10 protein-coding genes are annotated in these 18,577 nt (G+C 38.7%); 6 read left to right on the forward strand and 4 right to left on the reverse strand.

From position 1 onward, the window contains the following. Window positions 1-77: 77 nt before the first annotated feature. Window positions 78-1,040, reverse strand: a complete 963-nt coding sequence (locus AABK36_RS22710) for an alpha/beta hydrolase (RefSeq protein ID WP_309942340.1) — start codon at window positions 1,038-1,040, stop codon at window positions 78-80. A gap of 437 nt (window positions 1,041-1,477) precedes the next feature. Between AABK36_RS22710 and AABK36_RS22715 the strand changes: the two genes are divergently transcribed. Next, window positions 1,478-3,037 (forward strand): hypothetical protein, encoded by a 1,560-nt coding sequence (locus AABK36_RS22715; RefSeq protein ID WP_309942338.1) that lies wholly within the window; start codon window positions 1,478-1,480, stop codon window positions 3,035-3,037. 74 nt (window positions 3,038-3,111) lie between these two features. Here AABK36_RS22715 and AABK36_RS22720 read toward each other — a convergent pair whose 3' ends face one another. Continuing rightward, window positions 3,112-3,537 carry a hypothetical protein gene (locus AABK36_RS22720; RefSeq protein ID WP_309942336.1) on the reverse strand — a complete coding sequence of 142 codons (426 nt, stop codon included), beginning with the start codon at window positions 3,535-3,537 and terminating at the stop codon, window positions 3,112-3,114. 114 nt (window positions 3,538-3,651) lie between these two features. Further along, complete coding sequence (locus tag AABK36_RS22725) at window positions 3,652-4,746, reverse strand: metallophosphoesterase (protein ID WP_309942334.1); 1,095 nt, start codon at window positions 4,744-4,746, stop codon at window positions 3,652-3,654. A gap of 578 nt (window positions 4,747-5,324) precedes the next feature. Here AABK36_RS22725 and AABK36_RS22730 point away from each other — a divergent pair. The 4 genes from AABK36_RS22730 (at window position 5,325) to AABK36_RS22745 (ending at window position 7,623) form a co-directional block, all read left to right on the forward strand. Continuing rightward, window positions 5,325-5,951, forward strand: coding sequence for a hypothetical protein (locus tag AABK36_RS22730; protein ID WP_309942332.1), 627 nt, complete (start codon window positions 5,325-5,327; stop codon window positions 5,949-5,951). 106 nt (window positions 5,952-6,057) lie between these two features. Then, window positions 6,058-6,555 (forward strand): hypothetical protein, encoded by a 498-nt coding sequence (locus AABK36_RS22735; RefSeq protein ID WP_309942331.1) that lies wholly within the window; start codon window positions 6,058-6,060, stop codon window positions 6,553-6,555. A 107-nt stretch (window positions 6,556-6,662) separates the two neighbouring features. Then, window positions 6,663-7,091, forward strand: coding sequence for a hypothetical protein (locus tag AABK36_RS22740; protein ID WP_309942328.1), 429 nt, complete (start codon window positions 6,663-6,665; stop codon window positions 7,089-7,091). 13 nt (window positions 7,092-7,104) lie between these two features. Beyond that, window positions 7,105-7,623 (forward strand): hypothetical protein, encoded by a 519-nt coding sequence (locus AABK36_RS22745; protein ID WP_309942326.1) that lies wholly within the window; start codon window positions 7,105-7,107, stop codon window positions 7,621-7,623. Window positions 7,624-7,893: 270 nt separating this feature from the next. On the opposite strand, the gene AABK36_RS22750 is transcribed toward AABK36_RS22745, so the two are convergent. Further along, window positions 7,894-13,533: a CUB domain-containing protein gene (locus AABK36_RS22750; protein WP_309942325.1), complete on the reverse strand. Its 5,640-nt coding sequence runs from the start codon at window positions 13,531-13,533 to the stop codon at window positions 7,894-7,896. A 516-nt stretch (window positions 13,534-14,049) separates the two neighbouring features. Here AABK36_RS22750 and AABK36_RS22755 point away from each other — a divergent pair. Further along, window positions 14,050-18,573, forward strand: a complete 4,524-nt coding sequence (locus AABK36_RS22755) for an AHH domain-containing protein (RefSeq protein ID WP_338390353.1) — start codon at window positions 14,050-14,052, stop codon at window positions 18,571-18,573. Window positions 18,574-18,577: the final 4 nt, after the last annotated feature.

An 18,577-nucleotide genomic window follows, 5' to 3' on the forward strand; every position in this document is an offset into this window, starting at 1 on the left:
TAACATAGCTTCTGTCAGAATTCTCAACTAACACAATAGATTCAAAATGGCGAAATCTGACAGAAACTTTAATCAAATTATTTAGTTGAATATTTTTTGAAAAACTCATCGACTTTACCCAGAGCTTGATCAACATATTTATCAATATCATATAAATCAATGTGGGAAGCGCCTTCGATTTCAAACCATTCTTTTTCTCCGCCAGCTAAATCGTAAACCTGCTTGTCCATATCTTTGGTAAATGCATCGCTGCCTGCGATTACTAAAAGCGGTCTTGTGAAGTATTTTGCTTGCCCCACAAATACACGAGCGGGATCCAACGGCATTCCTATTTTAGCATATGTTGGCGTGTAATTCGGTATTTTGTCATGGCCAGCATCCTCAAAGTAATATCTGTATGCATCTTTGATATTTCTAGGAGCTTGTTCTGGCGGTGGCAATGGAAGGCCTTTAAAAATTTCGCCCATTTCATACTCTCCAGTCTCATAATACTTCTGAGAGCCTTCAGCCGCATCTGCTAAAAATTGATCAATCGCTTCCTTCGGATAACTGCCAAATAGAGCCGCTGCCGCATCAAAATTGCCTACAATCGTAGCAACTGCTTTTATTCTAATATCTCCTATCGCCACATTGCAGATATATGGAGCTCCCGCGCAAGCACTCAATCCAAAGAAATTATCCCTGTCAACAAACTTCATCATCCTTAAGAAACTAACAGCATCCTTAGTATTTGGCGCCATGTTATGTATGGATTCAAAATTGCGAACAGGCCCTTCGCTATCGCCATAATTAATAGGATCAAATACAAAAAACACATATCCTTTAGCGCATAATTTATCACCATACACCGCACCAGATTGTTCTTTTACTTGCGAGCCAGGACGGGTATAAAGTATGGTCGGGTATTTCTTATCCGCATCAAATCCTTTGGGCAAATATAAATCGCCAGCCAACTTATACCCCAAACTCATGAAATAAACTCGGTTTTTGCCTTCTCCTAATTCCTTTTCATTCACTCTTAATATTTCTTGCTTATTCATTACCATACCAGTTTATATTATTAATTTTTATCAGAGCAACTTCGCTTGATTCTAGAATACAAAACCACCTAGTTTGTTTATTCTTTCAAGCGGTATCCTTTCCTCAACACAAAGGTAATTTATTGATTATAAGCGATATTACTCTTTTTACTGATTGGCTGTTCCATTTTACGGAATGACCAAATTTTGATCAAATAGGAAAATCAAGATCATTAATAGATATTATCACGATTGATTTTTATACCATTTTATTTTCCTCTGGAGGAAATACAAAGGAGGATGATTTAGAAAATCATAAAAAACTAATCGAGATAAACATTAATGATTTTGAATATAAATCCACTAAAAATCTAAGTTTATATATTAGAAAACAATTCTTCCAATAGATAGTCACAATTAGAGGTTAAACATATGATATTTTGCGATGTTGAACTTATATGCTGGGGGAGTATAAACGTGTTAGCAAGCCTGTAAAAAGGATTCAAAAAAGCAGAGGGATTTCTATCATGCCTCCTTGCCAGATGATGCTTCCTGGCGCAGACTCGGCTTCCTTTGCAGATACTGCCAGCAGCATAAGCTCTCCAGAGTATTTATCCACAGATGAAGAAGCCGACGCTCCATGGAGCAATATTGACGACATCGTTGTAGAAAGCTACGACAGTGAAGAAAGAGGCGCGGAAATACCTGAAGATGAAGAAGAAGTATGGACCAGCATCGATGATATCACCCTTGAAGAACAAGTGGACTTTTTTTTACAACACCCTGATTTTGGCCAATGGCAACCCGCACCGGAGGTCAAAGAAGTATTGCTGGCCAAAGTCGGACGAAAAGTAGGCCTTGATTCAAGCACGCATGAGCTTCCTACGCTTAGCAAAGCCTCTAGAAATGTGCTGACCAACTTCTTGCATGTCAAAGGCGAAACAGGTGTTGACTATCTTGCCGTCATTGACAGGTTCGAGCGAGGAATCAATGCTGTCTCCGGTATCAATGGGAAAATCGGTCAAATAACCGGCTACATTGGCCAACTGGCCAAAGGCAAAGTTTCCGAAGACAGCGCCATCGTCGCGGAGTTCAGCTCAGGAATAGGCTGCGTACTCGGCATGGTAATACCTATATTGAAAGTATTCAAACAAGGGGTAAAACTCGCAAAATGCATAGAAGAATACGAAATCACCCCGCGTGGAGAAATCTTAAGAGAGAGCTTGCAATTGGCAAGCGACTTTGCGGCAGCTTCACAGCAAATATTATCCGCTACGGCTTCAGTGATGCAATTAGCCACTAAAATCCCAAGCCCTATTGCTCAAGCCATACCTGGATTCAATATTGTCATAAGCCTGATTAGCCTAGCTCAAAAAGGAATAAGCTTACAGAGAAACGTAAGGAATTTCTATGCCATGACTAAAGAAAAACGACGATATGTGGATGAACTTGCGGGAAATATTGACTTCGCGGGCTTGCTGGATTTGGACGAAAGCACAGACGAAGACGCTTTGGACAGTTTTAAGGACTTCAGCACTCAGATTGAATATGTCGCTGATAAATCCAGAAAATTCGAATTGGTTCGTCATCTAAAAAAAATCAACAGAAAACGAATCATTAGGGATAGCATGCATGTGACGACGACTGGATTGAATATACTTTCTACCATACTAAATATGACTGGTGTTTCTTCGCAAGCGGGAATGGCCATAGGCATATCGAGCACAGTCATTTCCACCGGCAGTACGGTATTCAGATCTGTCAAGCAAAAATGGCACGACAAAGGCTATGGCGATCAACGTAAAACCACTGATGCCAAAAACGCACTTGCTATGAATATGGTCAGGGAGATTTTCAGACAAATGATGAGTCTTAAACATGGTGATGCCGAAGAGGCTGAACGCTTGGCTATGCTAATAAGAGCCTCAGGACTGCCGGTGAAAAAATTTATTCATGCCAAGTCCACCCAAAAAAGAGTTGGGCTTCTCTATGCCGCTATGAAAAGTAGGGAAAATTAATCTGCCAACCTATTCAAATGAAAGACTGTCTCAGATCTTGATCCAATGACAGTCTTTGCACAGCCCAGTGTATTCTAATTATTCGTTCTTTGTAATATGTACTCGACTTCCTTATTCCAGTCAATCAATGTCATAGAATCGTTCTCGACAGATCCCACAACCAATTTCCCATGTGGAAGATGAGTCTTATCCAATTCATCGCACAAAATGATAAAGGTAGGACTAATTTTGTATACTGATCTTTTCAATCTATACGAGCCTTCTATTTTTCCTCCCAAATCGTCCGATTCCACCGACAAATACCTGCCGTCAAAGCTCCAAACAATATTTCGGTTCTCATAATGAACTTTCTCACCACCCTTTTCAAATGATATCAACTTCCATTGCCCCTTGACTTTAGCAGCTACCTCAGCAGCTGATGGTGTATTATCAAAAGCGTTGGCGGAGTGAAACACTAAAGCAAAAAAGGCTAGTATTATTGAGCAAATGATATTTTTCATGACTCTCTTTTTTAATGATTAAAATGTTTAGTGCTGTAGAATTGCTTGTTCAGGTTTGTGAATTATCATCCCTTTTGTTTCAGAGATCTTTACTTAATTTTTGCTGTATTATGCTCAGCCATTTATCCCATTGCTTTTGCTAAGCCTTATCAATGTAATCTCTGACGGAGCGCTTAATCTTATTGGCGGCCCCCAATATCCAGTTCCCCGACTGACATACAACTGAGTATTTTGATAAGTGTGAAGACCATGCAAAAACTCCTGAGCCATTCCAATAATCAGATTCCAAGGAAAAAACTGTCCGCCATGCGTATGACCTGATAGTTGGAGATCATAGCCCGCCATCGAAGCCTCATAAATATTTTGCGGCTGATGCGCCAAGAGTATTTTTACATCAGCACTAGGCGCTCCTTCCATAGCCATCTCAGGATCGCTATACTGATCATGTTTTGCCGATTGTTCATAATCAGGCACACCAGCTACAATTATCGATTTTGACTTATGCTCTACTATATCATAGTCATTCATTAATACAGTAAAATCCAATTCTTCCATTTTTTGAATCCAGCCTTCATGATCATGATAATATTCGTGATTGCCAGTAACGAAATACTTGCCATACTTAGCTTTAATATTTGCCAATGAGCCAATTTCCTTTTCAATCCTTGAGGCTTTTTGATCAGCGACATCGCCTGTTATTACGACCAAATCAGGGTTTGCGCTATTTACTTTTTCCACGACATCTCTCAACCAATCTGTTTGACAAGGATATGCGATGTGCAAATCCGTGAGTTGCGCTATGGTAACACCTTCAAGCTCTATTGGTAGATTGTCGATTTTTACATCTATATATTTAAACGGAGGAACTTTCACAGCTTGACGATACCCGTATAAAGTCAAGCCAAAAGCTCCAATAATCAACACTGAATTCACCGCTTTTCGGATGCCAATTCCGCCTATATTAGCTGAGCTCAAGCCAACAAAGGTTTGGCCTTTAGCTTTTTCCATTGCTATCATCAACACTCGAATCACGTCTTTTGCTAGCAATAGCAGAAACAGATATGACATAAATCCCAACAAAATATAAATCGATTGGCTGATGATCCCTTGCAACTCTGTGCTTAAGTCAAAATTCCTGATTCTCATGGGGATTATAGAGGAAAGTATGATCATCAGTATAGCCCCCCAAGCTATAATCTTATGATGCATTTTTAAATTGCTTGGCATTATTACCCTCCAGCCAATATAGAGTCCTATTAATAAACAAGTTGATAATGAGATCAATAAGAACATAACTTCTTTCCTTTAAGCTTATTATGAACAAAATTTTCAGTCCCAATACTTTTTGCGCAGATTAACTATTCGAATGGTGATCAAGCTATTTGACAAAAGTCTTTGCGACTATTTTCTTCCGTAAAATTTGCTGATTTGCGAGAGCTTGCCAAAAGTTATTGGCAAACGACAGGATTCTGATGGCCAACGATAGTGAGCGTGCTATTTATCGATTACAGAATGTTAAACAAGCTGTTTAATCAAAAATGAAAACACATTAAACTTTCAAATAAAAAAATAATTAATATTAATAATTGCTATGTTTATTTAATTATAAATCTAATATTTATATTACAATTTTAAACCAAAAAATAATCAACCAACTTTTTACATAACAATATAAAGAGTCAAATAAATATACTTTTTAAATAGAATAAAATCAATCAAATAAATAAGAAAAAATAGTATTTTCACTACTGAAACATTCTAAAAATTGACACAAAGTATAAGAAGATATGTCGGGACCAAGATTATTAATCAACAAATTTTTCTTTTTAATAATTTACTTTTTATTAGGATACTATGGACTTAAAGGCCTTATCATTAATTATTATGAAAATGAAGTAATAGAACTAGATGTGAATAATGCCGATTTTACCAATCAAAAAAAATATAGTACCATCAACTTCAAAGATGTTAAATTAGGTAGATTAGTCGCCTATGAATTCACTGACAATAATAAAGTCGACTTAGTATATTCCCTTATTCCTGAGTCAATCCCTGAAGAATCCATTCCTTTAACCCAAGCTTTGATCAAAATTGAAAATGTGGATTCGGATTGTTTAGACGGAGATTGCGAAGAAAAATATATTTCAAAATTTGAAGGCATATGTTATAGTGTTTTAGATGAAATGGATACAACATATATCAATGAAATCAAAGAATATGGAATTTCAATCTCTAAAAACGCAGTACTAATCAATATATCAGAGAAATCTCGCGAATGGTACTGGAATTTATTAATGTGTCTGGGCTTATTATTCGGGTTTATCATCTTAAAATCATTCTTTATAAAAGCAAACAGCATCACCGACTGGTTAAATAAAGTTTCTCACCAAGATGAATTGAAAAATAGAACTTAGAAAACCGAAAGTCTGAAAATAAAGCTGTTTTATATAATGTTTAGAAAGAATTCTCGAACTTAATACACTATAAGACTAACAAAAAATAATGACCTAACCTATACTCATGTACGGAACTATAATTGGATTTACTTTACTTTTTTTATGTACGGTCCTGATTGCATATTGGCTTTATGTCACGAGGGAAGACTTTGAAAACAAAGCAAAGGCTTATCATAAAGAAGCTGAAGGCAAGCCATACAAAAAGTATCTAAAAAACTTGAAACTTGGCAACCTGTACACGATTCCTATGCGCTGTAATCTCTTCTTGCAAGATGATCATATTCAGGTGATTTCATACATCAAACTATTTAAAAGACAATACTATCAATCTGTTTATGAACTCAGAATGAATGGTGAAGGCAGTTTCATTCCACATGATATAGACATAAAAAATGTCAAACTCAAACAGCGAACACTAGATCAAGGACTGGAATTTTCATTTGATATTTCCTACCCTCCGAAAACTCCCTTTGTAAGTTCTTATACAGAAATAATACTATATGATCTTGATAAGCAGACTCGGGTAGAGGTTTTAGATATGTTTGAAAAAGTGAAAATATAAAAATTCTATTAAAACACATTCATATGTATGGATACATTATAATCCTCATTTTATTTCTGCTCGTTTCTAGTTTTATCATATTTTGGTTTAATCATATAAAACAATATATGATCAAATCCAGAGAAGAAAGCAAAAGAAAACAAATAAGATATTATATAAAGCAAGCTGAGAGCAAGCCCAACAAAACACATCTTAAAAATTTAAAGCTGGGTAACTTATTTACGCTTCCAATGCATTGCGACCTGATAATAAATGAGGATCAGATTGAAGTAATTTCATTCGTTTCGATTTTCAAAAACAAATTTTTCCAAAAGATTTACGAGTTAAAAACTAATAGTAAAGGATGCTATTTTCCTCATTTATACGACATCGAAAATATCAAGCTCAAACAACGAACATTAGATCAAGGACTGGAATTTTCATTTGATATTTCCTACCCTCCGAAAACTCCCTTTGTAAGTTCTTATACAGAAATAATTCTTTTTGAGCTTGATAAGCGGACTAGAGAAGAGATTATTGGGATGTTTGAAAATTAACTAAAAAACAATTATGAATATAAAATATGCTGAAGAACTCGTACGTTGTGAATTAATCAAAAAAAAATTTGATGATTATGCTGTAATGTTAGAAGTCACTGAAGAATCAGAAAATTGCTTCGCAGTTTATTATCAAACTAAAAAATATATAAAAACAAATAATACTGACTTTATGTCAATAGGCAATGGACCTGTTATAGTAAATAAATCAAATGGGGAATTATATTTTACTGGATCGGGAAGACCAACAGAACATCTCATAGAATCATTTGAAAAATATGGACATCCAGAAATAGTTGAAAACCAAAATGAGTTGCAAATATCATATGATAACTCAAAGGAAGTCAGTTATAACAATCAACTTAAAGTATTAAAAAAATTGACAGGAAAAGGTTTTTTGGAGGTCAAATCAATATATGAGTATTTGAAGAATGGCAATAATGTAATTGTAAAGAATGATTTGCCGGATGAATTAAAAGAATCATTAATTAGTAATGGCTTTATTGTTAGTTATCCTCTGGTAGAATATTGAATCAATCATAATTGATATACATAAGCGACAATAACGAATTTTTCTCTCTAAAAAATAAGTTTTCAAATGAACAGTAACGAAATAAATTATACTTTAAATACTATAACTTTTGATAAAGTATTTTAATGGAAGTATTTCCGATTGATTAATTCGTAATTTCTGAGTTCCTAATTTTTAGGTGAATTTTGCTAAATGTCATCCATTCTTGCAAATGAAAAAAGTCCCTCTCAAAGGAAGGACTTTAAAACATATGACATAAAGTTATTTTAACTACCTCTCAACAATAAAGCGATGATAGAGTCTCTCGCCGTTTTCTGTCAATACCTCTAAGGTGTATAGTCCTACAACCAAGCTATCGGTATAAACAAGAGCTTTACCTGACTTGAAGATTAACGATTGACTGCGAACTTTTCTTCCAAAGTTATCTATAATGATTGCTTCAGCTTTACTGCAATTTTCCAGTTCAACAATCATTTCATCTTGTACTGGATTTGGATAACAAACTAATGAAACACCACTAGCTTCTTCTATATTACTTAAGATGATCGACAGTTCTTTTCTCGATTTACCTGACCAACCTATGGATGTTCTCACTCTCAGTTCTATAATATATGCGCCCAAGTCCTCCAAATTTAAATCAAATGAGGCCTCATCTCTTCTGATCTGATCTAAAGGTGTTGTGATGTTCCATTCCCATTCTAGAATCTCATATCCATCAATTGATCCACTGATATTCACCTCTTTACCTGCGCCTACTTCCCCATTCACTTCAATTACCGGCAAAACATCCATGCTAGCTTCCAACACTTCTATCAAGCTTTCGCGAAAGATCTGCATACTGCCTAATTCGTTTTCAACCTCCAGCTTAACATCATACACACCAGCTATATCGAATTGAAAAACTGGGTTTTGCTCTGAAGATGACAAAACTACATCTGAAGAGCTTATTGTCCATGACCACGACCTGATACTCCCTGTCGACAAATCTGTGAATTGAATGCTCTCACCCTGATAGATGACATGACTGTCCGCTTCAAAATCGACTACAGGCTCAATATCCCTTTCGATACAACTAAGTTCAGCAACCCAACCTGTTCTAACCTCAGAAAAATCAGAAATGAAGACAAATGTTAACGCGCCATCCTCATTATTAGACATTAGCTGTTCAGGTAGAGTTGTCCCTGTATATTGACCAATCAACTCTGCCGCTTGATCAACACCATCATATACAAATAGATTATCATAACCTGTTTCGAGTTCAAAATGAGTAAATTCCACTCCTAATTGACTGTTTTCACGACCAGCAAAAATGGTAAAAGTCTTGTTTTCATTATCCTCGTAAAACCCAACAGAACTGCCCGAGTCAGTAAATGTTCCACCGCATGTACTTATAGTTCCGTTAGTCATCAAGATTTCATCATTAGGCAGTACTTTATCGACACATTCTATAGAAGCTCTCCAACCATCTGACGTTGAATAATTATTTGACGTAAATTTAAAAGTCAGCGCGTTGTACGAATTATTCGAAACAATTCTTCCTGGGCTTTGACTACCTGAATACACTCCAATGAGCTTGACATCATCAATATACTCGCCATTGTAAATTCTTAATTCGTCTCCACTGCTAGTTTGAAACTGCTCAAAGTCAAAGGCGATGGATTTATCGTTAGCTCCAGAAGTAAAAGTGTGAATAAACGACTCGTTGTTTTGATAACCATTATTCGAACCGCCTGTATCCGTAAATATTCCATCGCAAACAGTTGTTATTCCGTTGGTAACTCTGATAACATTATCTTCTACCAAATCCTGACAACTTACATCCGCAGTCCAACCCGACCATACTCCTGTTTTGTCAGAACTAAATACAAAAGTCAATGCTCTATCATCATTAGATGACACAATAGCTCCAGGAGAATTCGTTCCTGTATAAGTTCCAATAAACTCTGCGTTAAGATCTTTGCCGTTATAAATGGTCAAAAAGTCAAATGAATCCTCAAGGTCAAACGAAGTGAAATCAACTGATATTTCTTTCTCATCATCCGCTGAATATATAGTGAAGACCTTTCTTTCATCATTGCCATATGTTTGTCTTGATCCTCCCGAATCAGTAAATGTTCCCTCGCAAGTGTATAATTCCCCTTCTCTCATGATGATTTCTTCTGTTTCGACAATAGGGTCTTCGCAACTAATATTAGCTACCCAGCCCATAAAAGTAACGGACCCGTCAGAAGTAAACCTAAAGGTTAAAGCTCTCGAGTCATTATTTGAAACTATCTTGCCCGGCGAAATTTGGCTACCATAAGTACCAATCAATTCAGCATTTACATTCGACCCATCAAATATCTCCAGTCTATCAAAACTTGGTTCTTCAAGAGAAAAAGCTTCAAAATCTACAGCAATTTGCTTTGCGTCATCAGCAGAATAAATTGTGAAAACGTAATTCTCATTATTTTGGTAAGACCCATTTTGCCCTCCTGTATCAGTAAATATTCCTTCGCAGACTCTGACTTCTCCATTATGAATTCTGATATCATTTAAATTATCCAAACAACTTATCTCCGCTTCCCAACCAGAACTCTGGATAGTACCATCAGAGACAAAAACAAAAGTTAAAGCATTATCAATATTATCCGCGATAAACCTGCTTTCTATACTTTCACCTGTATATTGCCCTAAGAGCGTGGCTGAAGACGAACTACCATTATATACATACAAATGATCATGGCCTGACTCAATGCTAAAAGAGGTAAAATCTATTACTAGGGATTTATCCAAGTCTCCTCCTATGATAGTAAATGTATGATCTTCATTATTATCATAATTATTATTTCGCCCTCCCGAATCCGTAAAGATTCCTTCGCAAGTTGTAATAACACCGTCAGTCATCTTAATGTCTGTGCCATCGGACTCAACACATGATACATCAGCAAGCCAACCATGATGTTCAATAGAAGAGTCTGAAGTAAACCTGAAAGTCAATACCCCCCTTTGATTATTAGAAATTACTTCTCCCGGAGAATTCGTACCGGTAAACACACCAATAAACCTTGCTTGCGTATTTTCACCATCATATATATATAATTTCTCAAAATCACTTTCCACCTCAAATTCATTAAAATCGATTTTTACTTGCTTTCCATCCTCTCCGGCAAAAATAGAAAACACATAATCTTCATTGCTAGAGTAAGAAAGACCGCTTCCTCCTGAATCTGTAAATGTTCCTTCACAAGCTATGATGCTCCCGTTTGACATTTTAATGTCTCCTCCTTCTATTGCTTCTTCACAGCTTATGATGGCCTCCCATCCATCATATGTGATCGATCCATCTGATTCAAATCGAAATGTAAGAGCTCCTTTTTCATTATTTGAAACTATTTTTCCTATATTTTGATTGCCACTGGCATTTACTAATATAGGACTATCAGCTGTTTCTCCATTATAAATCGTTAGCACGTCATAACCCGACTCAGTGGCAAACTTTTGAAAATCAACAGCAACTTGTTTTCCTTCTTCTCCTGAATAAATAGTAAAAATATAGTCTTCATATGAGTCATACTCTCCATAAATCCCTTTTGAATCCGTAAACAAGCCTTCGCATAAAGTCACTGCTCCATTAGTCATTGTAATTTCGCTGCTTTCCGTTAACTCTTCGCATGCAATATTCGCTTTCCAGCCTCTGCCGGTAATGGATTCATCAGTATCAAATTCAAATGTCAAAGCTCCGCTTTCATTTCTCGCTGAAATTTTCCCTGGATGTCTGAACCCTGTCAATCGTTGTAGAACAGGACTGCTCGAGCTTGGTCCATTATAGATAACAAGTTCATCATACCCCTCTTCCACTTCAAAGTATTCAAAATCAACAGTAACAACCGAAGAATCATTGGCAGGGAAAATAGTATAGGTGAAATTTACATCATTGCTATACCCCTCATCACTTCCTCCATCATCCGTAAAAATGCCTGAACAAGCAGTCAAGCTTCCATTCTCAATGATAATATCATTTGTAATAACCACATAATCCTCAAATACTTTTTCAACAACTGTCCCATTGGTGCCTGTAAGAGTCAGTGTCACATCATAACTCCCCACATTTTCATAACGAATTAATCCGTTCGGCTCAAAGCCCGAAAACTGGGCTGGAGATCCATCTTCAAACTCCCATTCCCATGATTGAACTTCGAACTCGCCTATATTTGATACATTTTCGAATGTTAAATTTGTGTATGGATAATCTATAGATTTGCTAGAAGTTATCCCCAATATAGGAGAATCGGTTGGATCAACGCAACTTATATAAGCTTCCCATCCATGATCTGAGATATAATGACTCGATTTATATTCAAAAGTCAAAGCACCAGAGCTATGATAAGAACTTACTATTCCCGGTAATTCAGTCCCCTTATAAATACCTATAAGGTCCTTGTCTGAAGACGTCCCGCTATATATCTTTAGGTAATCGGACTCTCCATATTCACCATAATATAAAGAGAAGCTCTTAAAATCAGCTTGAACTATTCCTCCTGCTGCTTCCGGGTAAATCGTCATGCTAAAATTTCTATTCCCTAAATAATTACCCTTGACTCCTTCATCAAAAAAAGGAATATCACATACTCTCACGTCATCATTACCCATCTTGATATGCCTCAACACTTCCACAGTTTTCGAATAAGTGTCTTCATTTCCTTTCGAATCTGAAACTTTCAATGTAATAGTATATATTCCTTCGGCTGGATAAGTTATAGCAGGCGGTAGCTCGCCTATAAACCGCTCAAGATTGCTCCCCGGCAGATTCCATTCCCAATTCGCAATTGGCGTGTCAGCATCCAAACTTTTGGATAACTGGATAAAATTCAGTGCTTCTTCTGGGTTAAGATATTCTTTATCCATATCGAAATATGATACAAGCTGGGATTCGCCTTCCAAAATACCCGTCAATATCAAATTGGTCTCAGTCCAAAGATTGGACCTGTCCGCAATAGAAGAATACATTGTTCCTAAAGCTCGGTCTTTCTGGCCATTAGTGAACATCCCCATGCAAGTTGTGTATTCCATATAATTCTGAACGTTGTCTAACGATCCGCAACTATACTGCTCATAATTATCTCCACAGTATCTATTGCCTGTGGTCATCGGTGTATCTTCCACCTCATCATCAAAATTGCAATTCACCTCGCTCATCACACGGCCTCCATGTCCCCAAATATGCTTAAGATTCATCCAATGGCCTAATTCATGGCTAAACACATGAAGATAATCATAGTTGCCTGCCGCGGTCCCAAAAGTTCCCAAGACAGAAGACACCATTACTAAACCATCCTTATATTTATCTTGATCTTCAGCCACTGTGCTTGGAAAAGAGGCATACCCCAATACTCCATCCATATTATTCACCACCCATATATTCAGATAGTTCTCCCTAGGCCAATTGATGAGCCCCTTCAGAGCTTCTTCATCATTATTATTCGCTAAATAATTGTTTTGAATATAATTAATGCCTGAGGTCGGCTTTCCTAAAGGATCTAAACTAGCTATTCTGAACTCAATACCCATGTTGGCAGCTATAGGCCTAAACTCCTCATGCAAAATATTTCTTTCAGGATTTTTCAATGAAAAATCTTCGTTGACAACTCGAATTGCATCCGCCAATTGCTCTTCAGTTGGCCTGGTAAACTCACTGCCATATACTACATGAAAAACTACCGGAATAATCAGCTTCTCTTCTCGTATCCTTCCTGATTTCTTCCTTTCGATAAATGTTTTAGTGAATTCATCAAGCTCTTTCTGGTACTTGGAAATTTTTGTATCAGGTTCTGAAAAAATTCCATGATCAGTTCCACACATATCTCCTTGTGCGCTAACCTTAATGCTTATTATTGTAAACAAAAGCATTAATAATTTAAATATTTTCATTATAGTTAATGTTGTTTTCGCAACAAATGTATGTAAAAAATATTTTTTATAACTTTTTCCAAATAAAAAATATTTAAAAATGGCAATATATCAACACTCTTATAGCATAATAATATCATAAATAAAGTGATTTAAAGTAAATTACACACTACAACCATCGTCGAATTAAATATGCATCGCAGAAAAAATAATATTAAATATCAATAGAACTCAGTCCAATTCTTATCATCATAGATTCATTGAGCGTCATGGTAATCTATTTGAACATCATGGTAAAGCAAAATCACATCATGTTTTTCCAATTTTTTCGCCTCTCACCCATTTCGACAGTCTAATACTTCTGAAAATTCACCCAAAGAATTAGACTAATTTAAACTTCATTTAATAAAATTAAAGTTTAAATAATACCATTTTATTAAAAAAATTATTACTTTTCTAATCAAATTAGGACTTTGATGGAAATCATTACAATTGATCTCTGCCATGCCTATCTCTCAGTAAATAAAATAACTCTCAATGGGCAGCGAAATAGCGTATGTCGATCCCGAAGAGCTCTATCTAGAAGAGGAGCGTCTGAAGAAACTCAAGCAAAATGAAGAGCCTCTCTATTCTGACGAGGAGCATCAAGCATTTTATAAAGCCCATATCGACACTTTCGGGTCCATACGCGATCAAAAGCCCGAGCCGAAGCTGAGCCATGACGACATGCTCCAAAGGCTTCAAAACAACGACATGTTCCAGCGTCTGTTGGAAGCGCAGGAAGAGGAGCAAAAAACAGACGGGCATCCCGAACCGGCCAAGGATCAAAGCGAAAAACAAGAAGAGCAACAAACCGATCCTCCAATCGTAGAGCCCGCTCCCCAGCCGAAAAGCAAAGCCAAAAGCGTTGCCGAGCGCATCAGGCTCAGAAAGATGGCCCAAGAGCTCAGGGACAAGGATGTGATCAAAGCGTACAAATCTTTTCAGGAATTCAGAAGATCGTCGCTCAAGCAGCGAATGAACAGATTCCAAAAGACCTCCATGAACAACAAGTTCTCCGCTCTCGATCGCAAGCTCAAGAAAAACGGCGACGTCTACGGATCGGAAGAATTTATCGAAACTCTGCGAGATATCTTCCCCGAAGTGCGATGGGAAATGACCGTTCCCAATGTTGACGAATACATCGCTCAAATAGAACAAGAGGAAAGCGAAGCCAGAGACATTGAGTCGCAGGAGTCTTCGCTGGCCAAAGTGCCTGAGTCTGTCGAGCAATCGAACGCCAAGACTGGTGAAAACGCTGAATCTCGCAGCAAGACGAAAGAAGAGCAGGAAGCCGAGGCCGTCAAAAATAAAGTCAAAGCGCTCGAGGAAGCTGCTAAAAAAGGAGAAAATACAGAAGCAGAGGAAAAGCCTCAACCCGAAGCGGTCGAAATGGACAAATCGGGCACGGACGGATACGCCAATTCCCTGATGCAACAACCTCCGATGTCTTTCATCGAGGAAGTTCGCAAAGCGCCTGAGACAGCCAACGAGCTTCATGCCAAGGAAAGCAAGGAAGCGCAGGAAAGCCTTCCGGAGATCAAGACGCCTACGGGCATCGAAGCCAAGGAAAAGCCGGTGATCAAAAAGCCCGAGCTTCCCCAAAGCCAGACGCTGGACTTGGAGCAGGACTCCAAGGAGGAAAAAACGCATATGGACGAGCCGGAGGTCGGCAGCACTCGCAATGTGAGCATGCCTTCCAAGCCAAAGGCCGCGGCGACGGACGACCCGGAGTACGCTTCGCGCATGAAAGACGCGATTTCCTCGATTCCTAATCGACTGCCTTCGGTCAATACCGACCCTGGGCCTACGCCTCAAGTATCGCTCACGGGAGCTTCGGATCCGGCCCAGCAAGACAAATTTGTGGAGCAAGCAGAGGGCTTGATTGCCGAAGAAAGAAATAAAGCCATGGCCGCGGCCCAAGCGGACTTTGGCGAAAACGATATCGCGCCGACACCCGACGAGACTATGCTCAAGGCCAGCCAAGGTATCAGCGAACCGCAATTGGCCAAGGCTTCCGAGCTTCAGCTGCAGGAAGTATCCTTGCCGGAAGTGAATCAGGCCTTTGACAGACAGGCACACGAAAAGTTGCAAGCTGATCTACAAGAGCAAAAAGACAGGCAAGCGGAAGCGCAGGAAGAGTTGCAAAGTCGAACGGATCAGGAACGTCAGAAATTCGACAAGAAGCTCGACGATAAAATCACCCAAGCGGCGGCTAAGCAAAGCAAGGCGAAGGAAAAAGCCGAAGCCGACACCAAAGCCTACCGAGAAGAATGGGAAGCGGAGAATCAAGCCCGCATGGAAGAGTACGACCAACAGGTCGAGCAGCGCACTCGGGAGAATCAGGAAATGATTGATCGAGAGGTCAATTCCACGCAGGATAAAGCGCAGGGCAAAATGAACAAAGCCCGCGCCGACGCCGACAAAAAGGTGAAAGAAGCCAATAACAAGGCCCAGACAGCGACCAAAGAAGCTCAAGAAGACAAAAGCTGGTGGGATCAAGCCGTAGAATTTGTCGAAAGCGTGTTCGACAGTCTCAAAAAAGCCTTGAACAGCATCTTTGAAGGATTAAGAACAGCGGTCAAAGCCATCATGAAAGCCGTGAAGGAAGCCGTGGTTTCCTTGATCGAAGCGGCCAGAGTGCTTGTGGTCAATCTGATCAAAGCCTTTGGGGAAATACTGAAATCGATGGTGAACACCTTGCTGGCGGCCTTTCCAGCCATCGCCCAGCGATTCTGCGACTTGATAGACCAAGCTGTGGAAATCGCCGAAAAAGCCGTCAACAAAATCGCCGCAGGACTCAAAGCCGCAGCCAGCTTCCTGATCGACGTTTTGGCCAAAGCCATCGACACCTATTTGGCGGCTTACCAGGCTATTTTCAATTTCTTGCTTGAGGCCGTCGAGTTCATCGCCGTAGGCATGTTGAGGATATTGGAAAAGATCACCAACTTGGTATTGGCAGCTCAGATGAGTCCCGATTTCTTCTTGGGGCAGATGAGCGAAGAGCTGTTGGGATCCAATATCATGGTACCTTTGCCTAACGAAATAGTCATGGCAAAAGGTGGCAAAACAGGGATCGAACAAGCTTCCATAGAAGCTTCTGAACTTACAAAAGATCAGAAGCTCCTAGAAAAATCTCCGTATGACAGCGAAGATTTCAAAGTCGATCCTGTGGTGCAAAACCTAGAACTGAGCCCCGAACTTATGGCTCAGTTGCAAGCCAGTGGAGACGGTGTGATAGAATTTGATTCGGGGAAAAACAATAGCCTTGAAGAAGTCAAGTCAGAGGTCAGCGCCAATGCGAAAGAAGATCCGTCCAAAAAGGTAGACTTAAGGACAGATTCTGACCAAGCAGTCGCTTATTCTGAAAATAATATTGCCTACAGCAAAAAAGATGTCGCAAGACTACAAAGCCAAGGAATGGTCGGCCCATTCAACTCGCCGGGAGAAAGAAGCAGCCATTTGGTTGGCCAGATTACCAGCGGAGTCAAGAAGCTCTGGGATGAAAAATGGCCGATAATTGTCGCTGCCATTGTCGGCGGTATTCTCGGATTGATCTTAGCCAATATTCTGACAGGAGGAGCCATCATGGCAGCCTTGCCGTTGATCATACAAATCGTTGGTGCGGCTTTCGCGGCCAAAGGGATTTACGATCTATTGGGCCACTTCAAAGAATACCTGAGCAGCAGCTGGGTGGGACAGATCGCCAAAGGAGGAAAGCACCTGGCTCGTGCATTAGCGGCATTGGCTATCGAAGCGGTCTTCGCCTTGATGTTTGGAGGCAAAGCAGCATTCAAAGCCATCAAAAGTGGCGCAAAAAGCATCGCCAAGAATGGCGTGAAAGCTTCTGTCAAGTCGGGAGCCAAACTGGCTAAGAACGCTGTGAAAAACAGCGTCAAATCCACTGCCAAAGCAGGAAAAGAACTGGGACAAGTAGCCCTTGCTGGTGCTAAGACAGGCTTTAGAAATACCATCAAAGGCGGTAAATTCCTCCTAAAAGGCATACAAAAAGGAGCTGTCAAAGGGGCCAAGTCCTTCAAGCAACTGGCTAAAAAGCTCGGCGATAAGCTGAAATTTGATAAGTATAGATTCACCTTCAAAAACCGTCGATTCAAGCTCGAAGGGCATTTGAATCCGTGGGTGCTACTTGCTAATGGAGAGGTAGAATATGTTGATCAAAAAGATTTGACAAGAAGTGGCTCTGGAAGATTAGGAGACAGTGTTATTTATAAACCAAAAGGAGCGGATAAAGGACGTCATGGCTATGTTATTGGTGAAAAAGCGTTCATTAAAGATGGAAAAAGACAAGGAAGTGCATTTGTTGAAGATGCGAGAAAAGCAGCCAAAAACACTGATAATATTGAGTCCAAAGAGTTGTATCAATCCTTAAAAGATAAAGGTTCTGCTCCTAAAGGAAACGATGCTAGATACAAATACATCAGTAACAAATCTGGTCAACCTAGAAATCCTAAATTTAGATCTAACTATTTCGATTACTTGAAGAAAACACATGGAATTGAACTATCTGATACGGCTAAAAGGTTGCTTAATGTTCACCATATTGTTCCTAACTTTATCAAAGGAGAAAAAGAAATAGCTGAATTCTTAAAAGCAATGAAGTTCAATATTGATGAACTTGAAAATGCAATCGGTCTTCCTACCGTTGATTTGAAATCCATGAGAGGTTTCGTAGATGACCTTGCAGATGCTTCCAAAAAAATTAATGCTCAAGGAAAACTTGATGATGCGCTTAAGGCAATTAAAGACAAACATAAGATAGATCTAGACCCGAATGAATTGGATGGATTATTAAAGGAGTTGAAAAGATTTGAAGGAAGATCTGTCCATGAAGGATATCATACTGCTTATTCTAAAGCAATAAAAAAATCACTAGAAGATTATGCTAGCCAATTTAATAATACAACTTCAAAAGCTGTACAAGATATGGTAAAAGCAGATTTTCAAGATTATATTAACAATATAATAAATAAACTTAAAAATGGTGAAATTGAATTGCCATAGAAAT

Source organism: Aureibacter tunicatorum (assembly GCF_036492635.1).
Taxonomy (GTDB): Bacteria; Bacteroidota; Bacteroidia; order Cytophagales; family Cyclobacteriaceae; genus Aureibacter; species Aureibacter tunicatorum.